The organism is Knoellia locipacati (assembly GCF_044791685.1).
Taxonomy (GTDB): Bacteria; Actinomycetota; Actinomycetes; order Actinomycetales; family Dermatophilaceae; genus Knoellia; species Knoellia locipacati_A.
The window spans coordinates 214197-231645 of record NZ_CP087730.1; the positions used below are offsets into that span (position 1 = coordinate 214197).

At 72.4% G+C, this 17449-nt stretch carries 19 protein-coding genes; 6 read left to right on the forward strand and 13 right to left on the reverse strand.

Features of this window, described 5'->3' with window-relative positions; genetic code table 11:
• Positions 1–44 precede the first annotated feature (44 nt).
• Positions 45–2015: an acyltransferase family protein gene (locus LL946_RS00995; protein ID WP_404383873.1), complete on the forward strand. Its 1971-nt coding sequence runs from the start codon at positions 45–47 to the stop codon at positions 2013–2015.
• The gene (locus LL946_RS01000) at positions 2012–2467 is read left to right on the forward strand and encodes a DUF1801 domain-containing protein (RefSeq protein ID WP_404383875.1); all 456 of its coding nucleotides are present in this window, start codon (positions 2012–2014) and stop codon (positions 2465–2467) included. The genes LL946_RS00995 and LL946_RS01000 overlap by 4 nt, the downstream gene beginning before the upstream one ends.
• On the opposite strand, the gene mutM is transcribed toward LL946_RS01000, so the two are convergent.
• From mutM to LL946_RS01045, 9 genes are all read right to left on the reverse strand, one after another.
• Complete coding sequence (gene mutM / locus LL946_RS01005) at positions 2409–3302, reverse strand: bifunctional DNA-formamidopyrimidine glycosylase/DNA-(apurinic or apyrimidinic site) lyase (protein WP_404383877.1); 894 nt, start codon at positions 3300–3302, stop codon at positions 2409–2411. The two genes, LL946_RS01000 and mutM, sit on opposite strands and share 59 nt — an antisense overlap.
• A 19-nt stretch (positions 3303–3321) precedes the next feature.
• Positions 3322–4095, reverse strand: a complete 774-nt coding sequence (gene rnc, locus LL946_RS01010) for a ribonuclease III (protein WP_404383879.1) — start codon at positions 4093–4095, stop codon at positions 3322–3324.
• 11 nt (positions 4096–4106) lie between these two features.
• Positions 4107–4301 (reverse strand): 50S ribosomal protein L32, encoded by a 195-nt coding sequence (gene rpmF / locus LL946_RS01015; RefSeq protein ID WP_147061657.1) that lies wholly within the window; start codon positions 4299–4301, stop codon positions 4107–4109.
• Position 4302: 1 nt separating this feature from the next.
• Positions 4303–4884, reverse strand: a complete 582-nt coding sequence (locus LL946_RS01020) for a YceD family protein (protein WP_404383881.1) — start codon at positions 4882–4884, stop codon at positions 4303–4305.
• A 137-nt stretch (positions 4885–5021) separates the two neighbouring features.
• On the reverse strand, positions 5022–5522 hold the full coding sequence (gene coaD / locus LL946_RS01025; RefSeq protein WP_404383883.1) for a pantetheine-phosphate adenylyltransferase: 501 nt from the start codon (positions 5520–5522) through the stop codon (positions 5022–5024).
• Between the two features lie 48 nt (positions 5523–5570).
• A complete protein-coding gene (locus tag LL946_RS01030; RefSeq protein ID WP_404383885.1) occupies positions 5571–6203 on the reverse strand; it encodes a hemerythrin domain-containing protein in 633 nt (210 codons plus the stop codon).
• Positions 6204–6240: 37 nt separating this feature from the next.
• Positions 6241–6798 carry a 16S rRNA (guanine(966)-N(2))-methyltransferase RsmD gene (gene rsmD / locus LL946_RS01035; RefSeq protein ID WP_404383887.1) on the reverse strand — a complete coding sequence of 186 codons (558 nt, stop codon included), beginning with the start codon at positions 6796–6798 and terminating at the stop codon, positions 6241–6243.
• A 7-nt stretch (positions 6799–6805) separates the two neighbouring features.
• Positions 6806–9037, reverse strand: a complete 2232-nt coding sequence (locus LL946_RS01040) for an ATP-dependent DNA helicase RecG (RefSeq protein ID WP_404383889.1) — start codon at positions 9035–9037, stop codon at positions 6806–6808.
• Between the two features lie 4 nt (positions 9038–9041).
• Positions 9042–10745 carry a DAK2 domain-containing protein gene (locus tag LL946_RS01045; protein WP_404383891.1) on the reverse strand — a complete coding sequence of 568 codons (1704 nt, stop codon included), beginning with the start codon at positions 10743–10745 and terminating at the stop codon, positions 9042–9044.
• A gap of 170 nt (positions 10746–10915) precedes the next feature.
• On the opposite strand from LL946_RS01045, the gene rpmB reads away from it, so the two are divergent.
• Complete coding sequence (gene rpmB / locus LL946_RS01050; RefSeq protein ID WP_009778186.1) at positions 10916–11110, forward strand: 50S ribosomal protein L28; 195 nt, start codon at positions 10916–10918, stop codon at positions 11108–11110.
• A gap of 199 nt (positions 11111–11309) precedes the next feature.
• On the opposite strand, the gene thiL is transcribed toward rpmB, so the two are convergent.
• A complete protein-coding gene (gene thiL / locus LL946_RS01055) occupies positions 11310–12323 on the reverse strand; it encodes a thiamine-phosphate kinase (RefSeq protein ID WP_404383894.1) in 1014 nt (337 codons plus the stop codon).
• Between the two features lie 175 nt (positions 12324–12498).
• Between thiL and LL946_RS01060 the strand changes: the two genes are divergently transcribed.
• Positions 12499–12732 carry an Lrp/AsnC ligand binding domain-containing protein gene (locus LL946_RS01060; protein ID WP_035951055.1) on the forward strand — a complete coding sequence of 78 codons (234 nt, stop codon included), beginning with the start codon at positions 12499–12501 and terminating at the stop codon, positions 12730–12732.
• Between the two features lie 2 nt (positions 12733–12734).
• A complete protein-coding gene (locus tag LL946_RS01065; protein ID WP_404383896.1) occupies positions 12735–13190 on the forward strand; it encodes a DUF3515 family protein in 456 nt (151 codons plus the stop codon).
• Between the two features lie 84 nt (positions 13191–13274).
• Here LL946_RS01065 and LL946_RS01070 read toward each other — a convergent pair whose 3' ends face one another.
• Positions 13275–14420, reverse strand: a complete 1146-nt coding sequence (locus LL946_RS01070) for a D-alanine--D-alanine ligase family protein (protein WP_404383898.1) — start codon at positions 14418–14420, stop codon at positions 13275–13277.
• 51 nt (positions 14421–14471) lie between these two features.
• On the opposite strand from LL946_RS01070, the gene LL946_RS01075 reads away from it, so the two are divergent.
• Complete coding sequence (locus tag LL946_RS01075; protein WP_404383900.1) at positions 14472–15557, forward strand: trans-sulfuration enzyme family protein; 1086 nt, start codon at positions 14472–14474, stop codon at positions 15555–15557.
• Positions 15558–15594: 37 nt separating this feature from the next.
• Here LL946_RS01075 and LL946_RS01080 read toward each other — a convergent pair whose 3' ends face one another.
• Both LL946_RS01080 and LL946_RS01085 read right to left on the reverse strand, forming a co-directional pair.
• Positions 15595–16593 (reverse strand): NAD(P)H-dependent glycerol-3-phosphate dehydrogenase, encoded by a 999-nt coding sequence (locus LL946_RS01080; RefSeq protein WP_404383902.1) that lies wholly within the window; start codon positions 16591–16593, stop codon positions 15595–15597.
• On the reverse strand, positions 16590–17420 hold the full coding sequence (locus LL946_RS01085; protein WP_404383904.1) for a lysophospholipid acyltransferase family protein: 831 nt from the start codon (positions 17418–17420) through the stop codon (positions 16590–16592). The genes LL946_RS01080 and LL946_RS01085 overlap by 4 nt, the downstream gene beginning before the upstream one ends.
• Positions 17421–17449 lie beyond the last annotated feature (29 nt).

Here is a 17449-nt window from a genome sequence, read left to right on the forward strand (position 1 = left end):
GCGCCTCCACGCCCCTGTCGGTGCTGCTCCATAGCCTGAGGGGCATGAGCGTGGAGAGCCCTTCGCTCGGGCCCGGGGCCGCGACCTCCGCACCCCGACCCGGCAGGACTGCGTCGCGCCCGGCGCCCCGGCTGCCCGGCCTCGACGGGCTCCGCGCCGCCGCGATCGTCGCCGTCCTCGCCTTCCACCTCGACCCACGCTGGCTGCCCGGAGGGTTCCTCGGGGTCGACGTCTTCTTCGTCATCTCCGGCTTCCTCATCACGACGCTGCTCGTCCGTGAGCACGCCCGCGAGGGTCGGGTCGACCTGCGCGGGTTCTGGGTCCGCCGGGCACGCCGCCTGCTCCCCGCGCTGCTCGTGCTCGTGCCGAGCGTCATCCTCATGGCCCGCCTCGTCGAGGGCGACCTGCTCGTCGGCATCCGTCGCCAGGCCGTCGGCGCACTGACCTTCACGAGCAACTGGCTCGAGATCGGGGCCGGCTCGGACTACTTCCACAGCACCGCGCCGCAGCTGCTCATGAACCTCTGGTCCCTCGCGGTCGAGGAGCAGTTCTACCTCGTGTGGCCGGTCGTCGCCCTGCTGCTGCTCCGCGTCGCACCCTCCTCACGGGCGCGGGCCGGGGTGGCGGTCGCCCTGGCCCTCGGGTCGGCGATCCTCATGGCGACCCGCTACGACCCGGCGCTCGGTGCCACCCGCGTCTACTACGGCACCGACACCCACCTCATGGGACTCATGCTCGGGGCGGGGCTGGCGTTCGCGTGGGCCGCACCGCACCGCGCCTGGACGTCGAGCGCCCACTGGCAGCGGTGGCGCAGGCAGGTCGTCGGTGCTGCGGCCGTGGTGCTCGTGGCCCTCTTCGCGCTGCTCGACGAGTCGACTCCCTTCACCTTCCGCGGCGGCATCCTCGTCGCGTCACTCGCCACGACCGTGCTCGTGCTCGCCGTCGTCGAGCGGCCCTCCCCGCTGCGCTCCGTGCTCGACCTCCCCGTCCTGCGCTGGATCGGTCAGCGCTCCTATGGCCTCTACCTCTGGCACTGGCCCGTCATCCTCATCGTCGAGGCCGACCTCGCCTGGGCGCAGCGCTCCTCCGACGACTACCTGTGGTCGCGCGTGTGGTGCGTCCTCGTCACCGTCGCGGTCGCGGACCTGTCCTACCGCTTCGTCGAGTCGCCGGTGCGGCGGCGCGGCTTCCGCGGCACGGCACGCCATGCGCTCCGCACGATCCGGTATGCCGGCACGCGCACCGCCCGCATCGTGTGGGCGACCGTCGCCGTCCTCGCCGTCGCCCTCACCGCCGTTCTCTTCACGGCACCGACCCGCACGCAGGTCGAGCAGCTCCTCGACGCCAACGCCGCCGCCGCACGGGTCGCCCCGACGGCTGCGGCCTCGGCGAGCCCGTCCGGCGCATCGCCGCGGGGCACGGCGGCGCCGTCACCGGTGCCGTCGTCGACGTCAGCGGCCAAGGCTGCGGCCACCGTCAAGCAGACCTGGACGATGCCGACCGGCGCAGAGATCGACGGCTACGGCGACTCGATGATGGTCGGCAGCGTCCACGCCCTGCGCTACTACTTCCCCGGTATCCGCATGGACGCCCGCTCCAACCGACAGTGGTCCGAGGGCCTCCAGGTCGTCAGCAAGCGCGGCGCCGGCACCCGCCGTGCCGTCGTCCTCGCGCTCGGCACCAACGCCGGGACCGACGTCGACCGGGCGCGGGCCACCCTCGATGCCCTCGGCCCGGACCGCATGGTCGTCCTCGTGACGCTGCACGGCCGGATCAGCCGGATCGCATCGGACAACGCCGCCCTCAGGGACCTCGCCAAGGGCCGCGACAACGTCGCCGTCGCCGACTGGGACGCCGCGCTCGAGGACACGACCGGACAGCTCCAGTCCGACGGCATGCACCCCTCGCTCACCGGGGCCCACCTCTACGCCAGGACGATCCGGCAGGCGTTCGCGGACCTGAGCGAACGGCATACGGGCAAGGCCGTCCAGCTCAAGGAGCTCCCCGTCCCGTGACCCCACCGACAGCCCCCGACCACGGCGACCGCACGACCCGGCCCGGCACCGACGACGTCGACGCCCACCTCGCCGAGGTCACCCCGCCCCGCCGGCGGGAGGACGCGCAGGCCTTGGTGGTCCTCATGCGCGAGGTCACCGGCGCCGAGCCGGTGCTCTGGGGCAGCTCGATGATCGGGTTCGGGCGCCAGCCCTACACGACCGCCGACGGCAAGGAGCGCGAGTGGTTCGCCGTCGGGCTCGCGGCGCGCAAGGCGGCGCTGACCCTCTACGGCCTCACCTCCTACGGCTCGCACGCCGACCTGCTCGAACGCCTCGGGCCGCACACCACCGGCAAGGGCTGCCTCTACCTCAAGCGGCTCGACGAGGTCGACGACGGCGTCCTGCGCGAGCTCATCGCGCTGTCGTGGTCCGAGAACCACGTGGACGCGGCTGGCACCGAGGGCAGCTGAACGACGAGCGGTTCATGAACTGCTCGCGCCGGATCGGCGTCCCGCAGCGGTCGCACGGCTCCCCCTCCTGCCCGTAGGCGTGCAGCGAGCGGTCGAAGTAGCCCGAGGCGCCGTTGACGTTGACGTAGAGCGCGTCGAAGCTCGTCCCGCCCTCCAGCAGCGCGGCCGCCATGACATCGCGGGCGTGGTCGAGGACGCGCGAGATGGTCGGCTTGGTCAGGGTGCTCGACGGACGCTCGCCGTGGACCTGCGCGCGCCACAGGGCCTCGTCGGCATAGATGTTGCCGATCCCGGAGACGACGCCCTGGTGCAGCAGCATCCGCTTGATCGCGCTGTCGCTGGCCTTGATCCGTCGCACGACGGCGGCCTGGTCGTAGGTCGCCTCGAACGGGTCGGGGGCGATGTGCCGGATCTGGTGGGGCACGCCGTCCTCGGCGAGGTCATCGAGGGCGAACCCACCGAACGTCCGCTGGTCGACGAAGCGCAGCTCGGGTCCGCCGTCGGTGAAGGTGAAGCGGGCGTGGAGGTGCTTCTCATCGGGGGCGTCCGCTGCCTCGACGAGCAGCTGCCCGCTCATCCCGAGGTGGGCGATGAGGCCGATCCGGGACTCCGCCCCACGGTCGAGACCCTCGACGAGGACGAGCCAGAGGTACTTCCCCCGACGGCGCGCCTGCGCGACCTCGGCCCCGGCGACTCGCCCGGCGAGGTCGGCCGGTCCGGGCACGTGACGACGCGCGACCCGGGCGCCGGTGAAGGCGGCGGTGGCGATCGTGCGGCCGACGACGTGGTCGGCGAGGCCACGACGGACGACCTCGACCTCGGGCAGCTCGGGCACGGGAGGAGTCAGCCCAGGGTCAGGAGAGGTCGGGCAGCGGCGCGGTCGCGTGGCCGTCGCCGTGCCGGTCGCGCAGGGTCTGCCAGGCGGTGGCGGCGGCCTGCTGCTCGGCGTCCTTCTTGGTGCGGCCGCCGCCGGTGCCGAGCGCGACACCGTCGACGAGGACCTGTGCGGTGAAGGTCTTCGCGTGCTCGGGGCCCTCCTCCTGCACGGAGTACTCGACCGGACCGGCGGAGTGCAGGGCGCAGATCTCCTGCAGGCTGGTCTTCCAGTCGAGCCCGGCGCCGAGGGTGGCCGAGCGGGCCATGAGCGGGTCGAGCAGGTGGTGCACGAGCTCGCCTGCTGCCCGCATGCCCGCGCTCGAGTAGGTCGCGCCGATGACGGCCTCGACGGTGTCGGCGAGGATCGAGTCCTTGTCGCGCCCGCCGGTGGACTCCTCGCCGCGTCCGAGCAGGAGGTAGTCGCCAAGCCCGAGCGTGCGTCCGACCGCCGCGAGGGCACGCATGTTGACCACGGCCGCCCGAAGCTTGGCGAGCTGGCCCTCGGTGAGGTCGGGGTGGGTCGTGTAGAGCGTGTCGGTGACGACGAGGCCGAGCACCGAGTCCCCGAGGAACTCGAGGCGCTCGTTGTGCGGGATGCCACCCGCCTCGTAGGCGTACGACCGGTGCGTCAGGGCACGCCCGAGCAGCGCCTCGTCGATGTCTCCGCCGGTCACCTCAGTGAGGTGGCGGTGGAGCTCATCGACGGGGCGCAGCGGCGTCAGGGCCGCAGGGCGCTGCGAGCCCCTCCCCATGAGGAGTGGGCTCAGCCCTGGTGCTCGGTGCGCTCGGCCACGCCGTACTGGCGGCCGTTGTAGCTGCCACACGACGGGCACGCGATGTGCGGCTGCATCGGGGCCTTGCACTGGGGGCACGTGGTCAGGGTGACCGGCGTGGCCTTCCAGTTGGCACGGCGGTGGCGCGTGTTGGAGCGCGACGTCTTCCGCTTCGGAACAGCCACGTCAGGTCCTCTTCTCTGTCTGCGTCGCGGGCGACTCGGACGCGAGGTCCGTGAGAGCCGCCCACCTGGGGTCGATCACGTCATGTGCGTGGCCCGGGTCCTCCACGAGGCGCATCCCGCATTCGGAACACAACCCCGGGCAGTCCGGACGACACACGGGCTGGAACGGCAGTGCAGGCACCACCGCGTCCCGGAGCACCGGCTCGAGGTCGATGAGACCGTCCTCGATGAGGTACTCCTCGGCTGCGTCCTCGTCGCCCACCTCTTGGTGGTGGGCGTTGCGATCGGCGTAGGCGAACAGCTCCTGGAAGCGGCCAGTCACATCGAGACTGATCGGATCCAGGCACCGCACGCAGGCGCCGGTCGCCGTGCCTTGGACCGAACCGGTGACCAGGACGCCCTCGACGACGGACTCGAGCCGCACGTCCATGTCCAAGGGTTCCCCCTCGGTGACGCGCAGCACCTCCGTGCCGAACTCGGCTGGTGCCCCGACCTCGCGGGCCAGCTCCGCCATCGAGCCGGGTCGCCGGCCGACCTCCTTGGTGTCGAGCACCAGAGGAGACCGAGGATCGAGACGAGTCATTGCCTTATGCCTTGGTCGAGTGGTTCGGTCGGTCGTCACGGCTGACGCAGACCGAAGATCAAAGGTACCGGAGGGGGTGCCGCCTGCCCAAATGCGGTCGGTATGCCGTCCGCCCCGGGCCTCGCGCGAGGGTCCACTCACGCCGTGGTCGCCTTGGCGGTCAGGGCGGCGAGGACCTCGTCGGGGACGAGTCCCTTGACGTCTCCCCCGAACCTGGCGACCTCCTTGACCAGCGAGCTCGACACGTGCTCGAACTCGGGGGCGCCGGGGAGGAAGACGGTCTCCACCCCGGTGAGGTGGCGGTTCATGAGTGCCATCGGGAGCTCGTAGGCGAAGTCGGTCCCGCCCCGCAGGCCCTTGACGATGACATCGGCACCGACGTCACGGCAGACGTCGACGAGCAGGCGGCCGGCGAAGGCCTCGACCCGCACGCGCCGCGCAGCCGCCTCGGGGAGGGCGCGCTCGATGAAGCCGATCCGCTCCTCGATGCTGAAGGTCCCCGACTTGGCCGGGTTGTGCAGGACGGCGACGACGACCTCGTCGTAGAGCGCCGCCGCACGGACGAGGACGTCGACGTGCCCCACGGTGATCGGGTCGTAGGACCCCGGACAGACGGCCCGCCTGATGTCATCGCTCACGCGCGTCACCCTACTGACCGGGGCCTCGCCCTCGGCGGAGGCAGCAGCTCAGTCCTTGGCCTGCTCCTTGGAGGCCTCCTCGACCTCCTTGGCCTCCTCCTTGGCCTCGTCCTTGATCGCGTCGGCCTTCTCCCTGGCCTCGGGCGAGGCGATGACGCCCTCCTTCTCGGCGCGGTGCAGCAGCGCCTGGACCTGCTCGAGGCTGGCGCAGCCCTGCTCGAGAAGCTCGTTGCGCCGGGTTACCCACGCGACACCGAGGTCGGCCCGCACCTGCTCGGAGACCTCCTCGCGGGCCGGGTTCAGGATCGTCTGCTCCTCCTCGTTGGCGTGGTGGTTGAGCACCGTGGCCAGCTCCTCGAGCGCCGTGTCGTACTTGTCGGTGTCGGTCCCCTTGGCCTCGAGGAAGCCGACGAGCGCCTCGTTGATCTCGGCGTGCTCCTCCTCGCCGTGCTCCTGCTCGTGGGCGCTGATCGCCCGCTTCGTGCGCAGGGTCGGGTAGACCTTCTCCTCCTCGGCCTCGCCGTGCGCCACGATGAGCTCGGCGAGGGCGGTGCGGGCCGCGGCACGGTCGGAGTCGTTGCGTCGGCACTCACGGATGAGGTCCTCGAACTGGCGGTGGTCGGCGAGGATGAGGTCGAGGACGTCACCGTTGGTCGGGCGGGGGATCTCGTAGTCGGTCATCCCGGCATTCTGGCTGATCAGAGGTGCTTTCGGGGTGTTAGGAAGCGTGCCGGACGGCATACCAGAGGACGGTCTCGCCGTACTTCTTGACGCGCTCGGGCTCCAGCCCCTCGGGCCACGTCGGTTCGGCCGACCGCTTCGACCGCTCGACGACCACGAGAGCACCGTCGGCGAGCCACCCGGGCGAGGCCAGGGCGGCGAGGTCACCGGCGAGAGCCTCCTCGGGGAGGTCGTACGGCGGGTCGATGAAGACGAGGTCGAGGTCTCTGGGCGCGCCCGCGAGCGCCGAGGAGACCGTCACCGGCAGCACGGTCGCCCGCAGCCCGAGCCGGCCGGCGTTGTCGCGGATGACCGAGGCCGCCGTCCGGTCGGACTCGACGAGGGTCACCTCCGCTGCGCCACGGCTGGCCGACTCGAGACCGAGGGCGCCGGAGCCGGCATACAGGTCCATGACCCGGGCGCCGGCGAGCGCGTCGCGCGCCTCGAGTGCCGAGAAGAGCGCCTCGCGGACGCGGTCGCTCGTCGGACGCGTGCCGCGCCCCGGCGGGGTCCTCAGCTCACGCCCTCCTGCGGTCCCCGCGATGATGCGCGTCACGCGGTCCTCACCCTCTCTCCAGGTATGCCGCCTGCTCGGCGTCCACGCGCGCGTGGACGAGCGCGGCGAGCCGGGGGTGGGCGGTCAGGTCGGGGTCGTCGGCGACGACGCCCTGGGCATCCTCTCGTGCTGCCTCGATGAGGTCCTCGTCCTCGAGGACGTGGAGGAACTGCAGCTGGCTGCGCACGCCGTGCTGGGACGAGCCGAGGATGTCGCCCTCGCGCCGCTGGCGCAGGTCGATCCGGGAGAGCTCGAAGCCGTCGGTCGTCGCGGAGACGGCGTCGAGCCGCTCGTGTGGCGTGTCCCCGGCGCCGGCGTGGACGAGCAGGCAGAGGCCCGGGAGACCACCACGTCCGACGCGGCCGCGGAGCTGGTGCAGCTGGGAGACACCGAAGCGGTCGGCGTCCATGACGACCATGACGCTGGCGTTGGGGACGTCGACGCCGACCTCGATGACCGTCGTCGACACGAGCACGTCGATGTCGCCGGCGGCGAAGTCACGCATGACCGCGTCCTTCTCCTCGGGGGCGAGGCGGCCGTGCAGGATCTCGATGCGCAGGCCCTCGAGCGCGGGGTTGGCCACGAGGTCGGCGTGCACGCGGTGGACCGACGCGAGCGGCCGTGGCGGCGCCGCGTCGGCGCCCTCCTCGTCACTGCCGGCCCCGGTTTCGCCACCGTCGTCGCCCTCGTCCTCGCCGCCGAGGCCGCTCGTCGGGTCCGCGTCGAAGATCTCGGTGTCGTCGTCCGGCTCGTCGTCGTCGCCGATGCGGGGGCAGACGACATAGGCCTGCCGGCCCTGGGCGACCTCCTCGGCGACCCGCACCCACGTGCGCTGCAGCCAGCCGGGCTTCTCCTCGGGGACGACGTGGGTGCTGATCGGTGCCCGCCCCGCCGGCAGCTCGCTCAGGGTGGAGGTCTCCATGTCACCGAAGACGGTCATGGCGACAGTGCGCGGGATCGGCGTCGCGGTCATGACGAGGACGTGGGGCGGCTGGGCAGCCTTGCCGCGCAGGGCGTCGCGCTGCTCGACGCCGAACCGGTGCTGCTCGTCGACGACGACGAGCGCGAGGTCCTGGAAGCTCACGTGCTCCTGGATGAGCGCGTGGGTGCCGATGACGATCCCGGCGTCCCCGCTCGCGATGTCGAGCATGGCCTTGCGGCGAGAGACCGTCGGCATGCTGCCGGTGAGGAGGGTGACGCGTGTGCCGATCTCGCTCCCCCCGAGCATGCCGCCCTCGGCGAGGTCGCCGAGCATGGCGCTGATCGAGCGGTGGTGCTGGGCGGCGAGGACCTCGGTGGGCGCGAGCAGTGCCGCCTGCCCGCCGGAGTCGACGGCGGTGAGCATCGCCCGCAGCGCGACGACGGTCTTGCCCGAGCCGACCTCGCCCTGGAGGAGCCGGTGCATGGGGACGTCGCGGGCCATCTCGGCGGCGAGCGTCTCACCCACCTCCTGCTGGCCTGCGGTGAGCGTGAAGGGGAGCTTCGCGTCGAACGCGTCGAGGAGCCCGCCCGGACGCGGCACCCGGGCCAACGTCGACTCCTCCGCCTGGCGCGCCCGCCGCTGCGCGAGCGCGACCTGGAGGACGAACGCCTCCTCGTAGGACATGCGCCTGCGGGCCGCGTCGACCTCGGTCCTCGACGCGGGTGTGTGGATCCCGCGCAGTGCGGACGTCCGGTCCATGAGGTCGCGGCGGTCGAGGATCGGCTCGGGGATCGCCTCGGGCGTCTCGTCGAGCAGGTCGAGGACCATGCGGACGCACTCGGTGACGGTCCACGTGTGGAGGTTGCCGACGGCGCGGTAGATCGGGATGAGGTCGCGACGCTCACCCCGGTCGAAGTCGCTGAGAAGCGAGTAGCCCGGGTGGGCGAGCTGGAGCCGGTTGTTGAACGACGACACGGTGCCGGCGAAGAGCGCTCGGGTGCCGGGGACGAGCTTGCCCTCGTGGCCGTGGGCGGAGAAGAACGTCACCTCGAGGTCCTTGGTGCCGTCGGTGATGACGGCCTGGAGCATCCGCCCGCGCCGGGCCTTCATCGCGCGCGTGGTCGCCGACTTCACCTCGGCGACGGCCACGATGTAGGAGCCGACGGTCGCGGCGGCGAGGTTGCTCTCGGGCGACTGGTAGCGGCGCGGCCAGTAGCCCAGGAGGTCACCGACGGTGGTGATGCCGCGGGCGGTCCGGAACTTCGTGGCCTCACGCTTGCCGAGGACCTTGGTGAGCGGAGTCGTCTCCGAGTACACCGGGCTACTCCACCCCCAGGAGCAGCGGGTAGACCTGCTGTCCGCCGTCGAGCCGGACGACCTCGACCTCGGCGTGCTCCTTGGCGAGGTGGTCGGCCACGGCCGCGACGAGCGCCTCGTCGGCGTCGACGCCGGTGACGAGGGTGACGAGCTCCCCGCCGCCGGAGAGGAGCCGGTCGAGCACCTCGTTGGCCGTGTCGGCCAGGTCGTCGCCGATGAGGGCGACGTCGCCGCTGACGATGCCGAGGACGTCGCCGACCGAGACCGGCCCGGCCCAGGTGAGGACCTCGCGCGAGGCGATCGAGACCGCGCCGTGGCGGGTCGCGACGGCGGCGCCCGTCATCGCGATGGCGTTCTCGCGCAGCCCCCGGTCGAAGTCGACGACGGCAAGCGCGGCCAGGCCCTGCACAGCCGTGCGGGCGGGGACGATCGCGGTGACGATGCCGTCCTCGTCCGCCGCGCGGCAGGCGACCTCGGCCGCCATGAGGGTGTCCTTGTCGTTGGGCAGGACGACGACCGACGCCGCCCCGGTGGCGCGGATCGCCTCGAGCAGCTGACCGGCCGAGGCTCGGGCGCCGGGTGCACTCGAGACGACGAGCGCGCCCGCGTCCTCGAGGGTGCTGGCCATGCCGGGGCCGGCTGCACAGGCGACCACCGCGAACTTCTGGGGCTCCCGGGCCGCGACCTGCGTCGCAAAGTGCGTGACCTTGATGCGGTGCGGGCGACCGGCGGCCAGGCCGGCCTCGACCGCGGCGCCCACGTCGTCGACGTGGACATGGACGTTCCACAGGTCGGGGCCGCCGACGACGAGCAGCGAGTCGCCCAGTCCGTCGAGCGTGGCCGTGAGCCGGCCGACTCGGTCGGCGTCGCTGTCCTCGAGGAGGAACATGACCTCGAAGGCCGGCCCGTCGATCCCGGCCGGGAGGGCGCCGAGCGGATCGTCACCGTCGGCACGCCGTCTGGTGGGAGCGCCCCGCTCGCCGTCGTGCACGGGCTCTGAGTGCCAGGACGTGCGAGGCAGGAGCAGGTCCTCGGTGGCCTGCTGCAACGACCCGTCCTCGCTCCACGAGCCGGTGAGGGCACGGTGCAGCGCCTCGACCATGAGCAGGCAGCCGGCTCCCCCTGCGTCGACGACCCCGGCCTGGGCGAGGGTCGGCAGCTGCTCGGGTGTGCGCGCCAGTGCCTCCTCGGCCGCCGCCACCCCGGCCGCCGCGACGGCGACGGCGTCGCCGCCCGCCTCCGCGGCCTCTCGCGCCGCCTGCGCCAAGGCGTCGGCGACGCTGAGGATCGTGCCCTCCTGCGGGTGCGCCACGCTGGCGCGGGCCAGCTCGGCGCCGCGGGTGACCGCGCGGGCCAGAGCGGGACCGTCGACCTCGCTCAGCTGCTCCTCGACGATCACGGCGGAGATGCCGGCCACGATCTGGCTGACGATGACGCCGGAGTTGCCGCGCGCGGACATGAGCAGGGCGCGCGAGAGGGTGCGGGCCTCGTCCACGAGCGAGGCCGCGCCGAGGATCCCGCGCTCTGTGTGCTCGCGACGCACGTCGCCCAGGGCGGCGTCCATCGTGAGGTAGAGGTTGGTGCCGGTGTCCCCGTCAGGGACCGGGAAGACGTTGAGGTCGTCGATCTCGGTGCGCCTCGCCGCGAACGCGGCGCGGGTCAGGGCGCCCCAGAGACGGGCTGCGTCGGCATCGAGGACGGCTGGCACGGTGGCAGGCTATCGGGCGGCCCCGACTCGTTTTGGAGCCACACCCGAACTCGGCTACGCTTGGACGGTTCCGCGTGAGCCCCATCCGGGGCGGACACCGGAATCCACTGACCTGAAGCGGCTGGCGATCCAGCCGTTTCGCATGACACCTGACTTCAAGGAGATCCACCGTGGCTGCCAACTGCGATGTCTGCGGCAAGGGACCCGGCTTCGGCCACAGCATCTCGCACTCGCACCGCCGCACCAAGCGTCGCTGGAACCCGAACATCCAGCGCGTGAAGGCTCTCGTCGGCGACAAGGGCGTGACCCCCAAGCGTCTCAACGTCTGCACCTCCTGCCTCAAGGCGGGCAAGGTCAAGCGCTGACCCCCTAGCCGTACCCCGAAACGGGGCGTCGTCCGCTGCGGACGACGCCCCGTTTCGCATGCCCGAGCCTCCCCTTGCGTCCGACACCGTGACCGAATGGCCACCACACTGGCGGACGTTGTCGAGTCCTCCCCTTGCGTCCGGCACGGTGACCGAATGGCCACCACACTGGCGGACGCAACAAGCGCCGGTATGCCGGTCAGCCGGCGAAGTGGTCCCAGCCGGTCACGCTCGGGACCGCTCCCCCGACCGTGAGCCGCGGGCCGTCGGGCCCCGGCGCCACGACCTCGCCGATGACGGTCCACGGCGCGTGCGGGTCCTCGGGCACGCCGCCCGGCGGGAACGTCGCGAGCAGCGAGTGCTCCTCGCCCCCCGAGAGCACCTCGCGCCAGCCGGCCCGGGCGCCGACCGCGAGGTCGACGGGCCCGGCGAGGAACTGCGAGCGCAGGACCTCCTCGTCCAGGGCCAGCTCGACGCCACTCGCGGCGGCGATCCGCGCGCCGTCGCGCACGAGCCCGTCGGAGATGTCGATCATCGACGTGGCTCCGGCGTCGGCGGCAACAGGCCCGGACTCGAACGGCGGACGCGGCGACCGGTGGAACCACATGAGGAGCGAGGCGGCGGCATCGGCCGCGCCGAGGTGACGCCCCCGCGTCCGGTCGGAGATCGGGTCGCGGACGCCACCGGCATACAGGGACAGGCCGGCACCGGACCACCCGAGCGAGCCCGACACCGCGACGACGTCGCCGGGAGACGCGCCGGAGCGCAGCACCGGCGCGCGCCCCTGGAGGTCGCCGAACGCGGTGACCGCCACGATGACCACACCCGACGGTGCGGACGAGAGGTCGCCTCCGACGACGGGGCACCCGGCGTCCTCGGCCGCGTCGGCGATGCCCCGGGTGAGGTCGAGGACCCAGTCCAGCTCGGTCTCGGGGTCGGCGGCGACGGCAACGAGCAGACCCGTCGGCACCGCGCCCATGGCGGCCACGTCGCTGACGTTCTGGGCGACGACCTTGAGCCCGACGTCGTGCCCGCTCGACCAGTCGTCGCGCCAGTCCCGGCCCCTCACCATCGAGTCGGTCGTGACGACCACCGACCCGCTCGTCGCGAGCACCGCCGCGTCGTCACCGGGGGGCACGACGACGCCGGAGCCGGCGTACCGGCTCTCGCCGAACATGGGAATGATCCGCGCGAGGAGATCGGACTCGCTCACCGACCCGATCGTCATGTGCGCGACCACACTCCCACCTCCTGAGCCATCCGAGACGTGCGAACCATCGGCACGGTACCGTGCAGACACCGCCGCCCCGGCGACGGTCGACGAAGACCCCGAGCAAGACATCACACGGAGTGGCGCAGGCCGCTCCCTGACAGTGAGGTGACACCCAGTGGTCCAGGCCTACATCCTGATTCAGACCGAGGTCGGTCGCGCGGCCGCCGTGGCCGAGGCGATCGCTGCGATCCCGGGAGTGGCGCTCGCCGAGGACGTCACCGGCCCGTACGACTGCATCGCGCGCGTCGAGGCCGAGACGGTCGACGAGCTCGGCAAGCTCGTCATCGCCAAGATCCAGGAGGTCGAGGGGATCACCCGCACCCTCACCTGCACGGTGGTGCACGTCTGAGCGTGATCGCTCCAGCACGTACGTCGACGGCGGTGGCGCTCTGCGCCACCGCCGTCGTCGTCCTGTCCGGGTGCTCCTCCGCCGTCGAGATCGCCCCCGCACCCCTCGCGACGGGCGATGTATGCCGTGCCGTCGCCTCGGCCTGGCCCACGAAGGTCGGCGACCAGGAGCGCCGTGAGGTCAGCGACGCGAGTGCCGGTGCGGCATACGGGGATCCGGCGATCATCGCAAGGTGCGGTGTGGCTGCGCTCGGTCCGACCACGAACGACTGCATCGAGGTCGACGGGATGGGCTGGGTGGCGGAGGGCCTGAGTGACGGCACCCGGTTCACGACGTTCGGGCGCGAGCCGGCGATCGAGGTGCTCATCCCCAAGGACTACGCACCCGAGCCGCTGCTCCTGCCGGCCTTCACCGCGGTCGCCGAGAAGCTCCCGAAGAACTCCCTGGCCTGCCGCTGACCGACCCCTTCTCGCGACTTATTGCGACTTCCAGCGGCTCGTCGCTGCGCTCCTCACCGCTGGAAGTCGCAATCAGTCGTGGTTTCAGCGGAGGCCGACGCGGCGCTCCATCGCGAGGGAGATGAGCTCGTCGATGAGCTGCGGGTAGGTCAGACCGGCCGCGGCCCACATGCGGGGGTACATCGAGCTCGGCGTGAAGCCCGGCATCGTGTTGATCTCGTTGATGAGCAGCTCACCGGTCTCGGTGACGAAGAAGTCGCAGCGCGCCAGTCCCTCGCAGCCGGCCGCCTCGAAGGCGGTGAGCGCCATCTCGGCGACCTGCTCGGCGATGTCCGGGGCGACGTCGGCCGGCGACTCGAGCCGGATGTCGTCGTCGGCGAGGTACTTGGCCTCGAAGTCGTAGAACGCGTGGCCCTTGACGACGATGCACTCCCCGAGCGGGCTGGTGCGCGGCGCCTCGGTGCCGTGCCCGTCGAGGACGCCGCACTCGATCTCGCGACCGGCGATGCCCTGCTCGACCACGACCTTGGGGTCGTGCTCGCGCGCTGCCTCGACCGCGGCGCGCAGCCCGTCGACGGAGTCGACCTTGGTGATGCCCATGCTCGAGCCGGCCCGGGCCGGCTTGACGAACACGGGGTAGTCGAGGGCGCCGACCGCGTCGAGCGCGGCCTCCGGGTCGCGGCGCCACTGGCGGTCGGTGATGACGACGTAGGGGCCGACGGGCAGCCCGGCAGCCTGGAAGACGACCTTCATCATGTGCTTGTCCATCATCACGGCGGAGGCCGTGACGCCCGACCCGACGTAGCGGACGTCGGCGAGGTCGAGCAGCCCCTGGATCGTGCCGTCCTCGCCGAACGGGCCGTGCAGCAGCGGGAAGACGACGTCGACGTCGCTCAGCTCGCGGGGAGCGGCTCCGGGCTCCTGGACGATGAGGTGTCGGGCGGACATGCTCGTCGGCACGAGGACGGCCGGACCCTCGGGATCCACCTCGGGCACGTGACCGGGTGCGAGCCGGAGGGGCTCGGGGTCGTTGGGGGCGAGGACCCAGCTGCCGTCCTTGGCGATCCCGATCGGGATGACCTCGTAGCGGTCGGGGTCCATGGCCGACATGACGCTCGCGGCGGTCGCGCACGACACGGCGTGCTCGGACGAGCGCCCACCGAAGACCAGGGCGACCCGCAGGCGGCGGGGCTCGTGGGCAGGGTCCGGGGTCGTCAGCTCGGTGTCCATCGCCAGAGACCCTATCCCGCGAGCGAGGGCACCCGGCATACGCTCGCTCGCGTGGACCACGACGACCTCAGCCCCGCCACCCGCCTCGTCGCACTCGGCCGGGCAGCCCGCGAGCCCGGCGAGCAGGTGGGCGCCCCCCTGACGCTCACGTCGACCTACCACGCCGACGGTCCGGCCAGCTACGGCCGCGTCGCAAACCCGACGTGGTCGGCCTTCGAGGAGGCACTCGGCTCGCTCGAGGGCGGTGACGCGCTCGTGTTCGCCTCGGGCATGGCGGCCGTCGCCGCGGCCCTCTCGCTCGTGCCGCACGGTGGCCGTGTCGTCGTGCCCTCGGCGGCCTACAACGGCACCCTCGTGACCCTCGCGGACCGGTCCGAGGCCGGCGAGGTCGTCGTCACGCAGGTCGACATCACCGACACCGACGCCGTGGTCGCCGCCCTCGACGGGGCCGCGATGCTGTGGCTGGAGTCGCCGACCAACCCCTTGCTCGACGTCGCCGAGATCGAGGTGCTCGCCGCGGCGGCGCGCGAGCGCGGTGTCGTCGCCGTCGTCGACAACACCTTCGCCACTCCCCTGCTCCAGCAGCCGCTGGCCCTCGGCGCCGACCTCGTCGTGCACTCGGTCACCAAGTACCTGTCGGGCCACAGCGACCTCCTCCTCGGCGCCGTGGTGACCGGGACCGACGAGGCGGGTCGCGCCCTGCACGAGCGGGTCCGCCGCCACCGCCAGCTGCACGGCGCGGTCGCCGGGCCGATGGAGACCTGGCTCGCACTGCGCGGGCTGCGCACCCTCTCCGTCCGGCTCGAGCGGGCGAGCGGCAACGCAGCCGTCCTCGCCGAGCGGCTCGGCGGCCACGGCGCCGTGACGCGGGTGCGCTACCCCGGGTTCGGCGCGATGGTCTCGATCGAGGTCGCCGGCGACGCCGACACCGCCGAGCGGGTCTCGGCGGCGACCCGGGTCTGGGTGCACGCGACGAGCCTCGGCGGCGTCGAGAGCCAGGTGGAGCGGCGGCGGCGCCAGCCGGGCGAGCCGGAGGCCGTGCCGGACAACCTCCTGCGACTGTCGGTCGGCATCGAGGACGTCGAGGATCTCTGGCGAGACCTGTCCGCCGCCCTCGACAGCGCGACCGACCGCTGAGCGACCGCGCTCAGCCGCCGCGCTCTGCCGCCGGGCGTCAGCCCGTCTCGGCCTTGCGCGGCCGGGACAGCAGTGCCCCGACGACATCCTGGGCCGACTTGCCCTCGGTGATCATCGCGTTGACCTGCTCGATGATCGGCACGTCGACGCCGTGGTGACGGGCGAGGTCGAGGATCGACGTGCAGGACTTCACGCCCTCGGCGGTCTGCTTCGTCACCGCGACGACCTCGTCGACGGTCATGCCCTGACCGAGCCGCACGCCGAAGCTGTGGTTGCGCGACAGCGGTGACATGCACGTCGCGATGAGGTCGCCGACCCCCGCGAGCCCGGCGAACGTCACGGGTGAGCCGCCGAGCGCCATGCCGAGCCGGGTCGTCTCGGCCAGTCCGCGGGTGATGATCGAGGCCTTGGAGTTGTCGCCCATGCCCAGCCCCTCGGCCATGCCGACGGCGAGCGCGATGACGTTCTTGGTCGCCCCCGCGATCTCGGTCCCGACGACGTCGGTGCTCGTGTAGGGCCGGAAGTATGCCGCGGCGCACGCGTCGGCGACCCGCTGGGCTGCCGCCTCGTCGGACGAGGCGACGGTGCTCGCCGCCGGCTGCTTCACCGCGATCTCGCGGGCCAGGTTGGGACCGGACACGACGACGATGCGGCTCGGGTCGACGCTTCCTGCGTCGGCGATGACCTCGCTCATCCGCTTCGTGGTCCCGAGCTCGACGCCCTTCATGAGCGAGACGACCACGGCGTCCGAGGGCAGGACCGAGCCCCACGAGCCGAGGTTGTCGCGCAGGGTCTGCGAGGGGACGGCGAGGACGACGATGTCGGCGCCCGCAGCGGCCTCCTCGGGGTCGGACGTCGCCGAGATCCGCTCGGGCAGGGGCAGCTCGGGGAGGTACTCGTCGTTGCAGCCCGCGTTGATCGCCGCGACGACCTCGGGCCGACGGCCCCACATGCGCACGTCGGTGCCTGCATCGGCCATCACGGACGCGAAGGCGGTCCCCCAGCTGCCCGTACCGAATACCGCTGCAGTGCTCACGCGTGGTCCTCCACATCGTCGGGATGGTCGTCGGCCCATTGTGCGGGGTGGGCCCGGGACTTCGGGTCGGAACGCTCGCTCGGTGTCACCGCGCGGGGCCGCCCGGTCACCGTGATGCCGTGGTCGCGCGGGTCGTAGCGGCCCTCGGGGGCGGTCTCGCCCCGCAGGACCTCGAGCTGGCGGGTCAGGGCGGCCATGATGCGCTCGGTCGCCTCCGCGAGCACCTCCGCGGTCACCGGCTGCCCCTGGAGGTCGGCAAGGTCCACGGGTTCGCCGGCGCTCACCTGCATCGTGTGGCGCGGGAGCACGCTGGGCCGGTGGGAGTACGGGCCGAGGACCTCCTGCGCACCCCACTGGGCGACGGGGATGACCGGGCAGCCCGTCGCCAGGGCGATCCGGGCCGCACCGGTCCTGCCGCGCATCGGCCACAGGTTGGGCTCCCGGGTGACGGTGCCCTCCGGGTAGATCCCGACGCACTTGCCGTCCTCGACCGCGGCGACCGCCGCGCGGTAGGCGTCGGAGGCCTGGCCCGTCTCGCGGTAGACCGGGATCTGGTCGGCCCCGCGCAGGACGGCCCCGACGAACGGGATCCGGAACACCTCGACCTTGCCGAGGAAGTGCGGCACGATCCCCTCGTCGTTGAGGAAATGGGCAAGGACGAACGGGTCGAGGTGCGAGATGTGGTTGGAGACGGCCACGAACCCACGGTCCCGCGGCAGGCTCTCGGCCCCGGTCCAGCTGCGCCGGGTCAGCGACATGAGGAGGGGTCGAAGGACGGTCACCGCGAACCGGTATGCCGGCGGTGAGTGTCGTGGCCCGGTCCTCATGCAGCCCTTTCGTCCTGTGCACGGGGGGC

Coding starts and splice junctions, on each gene's coding strand:
- LL946_RS00995 (WP_404383873.1), top strand. CDS start 45: ATGAGCGTGGAGAGCCCTTCGCTCGGGCCCGGGGCCGCGACCTCCGCA.
- rnc (WP_404383879.1), bottom strand. CDS start 4,095: ATGGGGAGGGGCTCGCAGCGCCCTGCGGCCCTGACGCCGCTGCGCCCC.
- LL946_RS01020 (WP_404383881.1), bottom strand. CDS start 4,884: ATGACTCGTCTCGATCCTCGGTCTCCTCTGGTGCTCGACACCAAGGAG.
- LL946_RS01030 (WP_404383885.1), bottom strand. CDS start 6,203: ATGACCGACTACGAGATCCCCCGCCCGACCAACGGTGACGTCCTCGAC.
- LL946_RS01070 (WP_404383898.1), bottom strand. CDS start 14,420: ATGGACACCGAGCTGACGACCCCGGACCCTGCCCACGAGCCCCGCCGC.
- LL946_RS01085 (WP_404383904.1), bottom strand. CDS start 17,420: ATGAGGACCGGGCCACGACACTCACCGCCGGCATACCGGTTCGCGGTG.